Origin of the sequence: Lentilactobacillus sp. TOM.63 (assembly GCF_030361045.1) — a bacterium.
Lineage (GTDB): Bacteria > Bacillota > Bacilli > Lactobacillales > Lactobacillaceae > Lentilactobacillus > Lentilactobacillus dabitei.
This window is the reverse complement of the sequence record NZ_JAUCAP010000168.1, coordinates 1-1,484: the sequence shown is the minus strand read 5'-3', so window position 1 is coordinate 1,484 and position 1,484 is coordinate 1. Positions and strand designations below refer to the sequence as shown.

At 43.8% G+C, this 1,484-nt stretch carries 2 protein-coding genes; both read right to left on the bottom strand.

What is annotated here, in order from left to right:
- Window positions 1-168: 168 nt before the first annotated feature.
- Window positions 169-447 carry a helix-turn-helix domain-containing protein gene (locus QUF07_RS13960; protein WP_289428194.1) on the bottom strand — a complete coding sequence of 93 codons (279 nt, stop codon included), beginning with the start codon at window positions 445-447 and terminating at the stop codon, window positions 169-171.
- On the bottom strand, window positions 444-1,307 hold the full coding sequence (locus QUF07_RS13955) for a hypothetical protein (protein WP_289428193.1): 864 nt from the start codon (window positions 1,305-1,307) through the stop codon (window positions 444-446). Before QUF07_RS13955 ends, QUF07_RS13960 begins: the two co-directional genes overlap by 4 nt.
- Between the last annotated feature and the right edge of the window lie 177 nt (window positions 1,308-1,484).

Here is a 1,484-nt window from a genome sequence, read left to right as displayed (position 1 = left end):
GGCCATTTTAACTTCATAAGGAAACATAATAAAACCCCTTGAATTAGATTTCTCCAATTCAAGGGGTTCAGTTCAAACCAGAATGCATTACTTTTTTCGCTTAAATTCTGAGATCAAATCGTCATTGTTCTGGGCTCATCCCATAAATTTTATTGAATGTGTTTATCCCTACTTCACAGTAATTTGAAGCGTCTTCCCCAGTGCCGAAGCAATCCGGCTCAGCGTCTCAATTATGGTATTGCTGCCCTTTTCGATTTTCACAACTGTGGCCAGTGGTAAAGCCGCTTTCTTCGCCAGGGCTGCTTGCGACAAGCCCTGCGCTTCTCTGGCTTTCATCACGGTTGCGGCAATGGCAACCTTGGTGTATTCCAACTGAAATCCCGGGTTGTCCGTTAGTTTGTGAGTTCCTGCTGCTATAAATTCGTCCAAATTAATTGCGCTCATCATTCCACTACCATCATGACTTTAGGCTTCCAAGCGTCTCGTGAAGTCGTCGGGACAAGGTACAAGCCATAATCCCGATTACCAGAATTGGCAACCAGACTTCTCAGCTGGCTTTCAACCATTTTTGCGTAATAAGTCAATGCTTGAGCTCTTTGGTCTGCCTTCCAATAAGACTCGTAGTTTGTGATGACGGCGGGATTCACATCCTTCACCGCAAACTCGACCGTCGCATAATTCAAAATGTTGGCATTTGCGGCAGCATCCCGCGAGCTCATATTTGAAGTGGCCAACAATTTTGCCATCATATTCAGTTGCTGGCTATTGGTCCCCTTCCCCTTTAGATCTTGCTTCACTTGATTGATGATTAAGTCCTGAAACTCCGTCTGCGGCAAACTTGCCAACATTTTCAAGTTGTCTTTGAAAAATTGGTAGCATTCTGTTTTTGTATAGGCCATTTTGGATAAATCGGATGTGCCTGGTTGCTTTGGATTAATCCCCTTGGTGAGATAACCACGCCACACATATCCACTGGCGCTATTATGTTGATTATAGAGCTCGTAATAAACGTGACTCACGCCGCCATGTTGCATGACAACGCTGTTTTTGACATACCAAGTTGTCGTGGGATAGTTTCTCAAATTATGTAGTCGTTGCGTATGCAGCTGGTTCCACAAATAAACCGACTTTGTGGCCTTTGGATGATAGGCGATCGCCGAGTTTCGATGGCTTACCTTTGTCCAAACATATTGAGTAGTTGGAACCTGTTGTTCGGTTGTGACGGTACTTGCAGAAACAGAGTGACTAGCTCCACCGATCAAGAGACCGAATGCGATCACAACCAACCACGTTAATCGTTTTTTCATTTTATGTTTCCTCCTAATACTAGCCTAATTATTATACCAGAATCAGGGGAACAAATGTGTGCACTTTTGAAATTATCCGCAAAAAAAGAGACCGGGATCAAAATGAGGTGTACCCCAAAAGTTAAAGTAAATATTTGCTTGTCTTTCCTAGGCGGCACGGAGTCGATAGCTTATCGG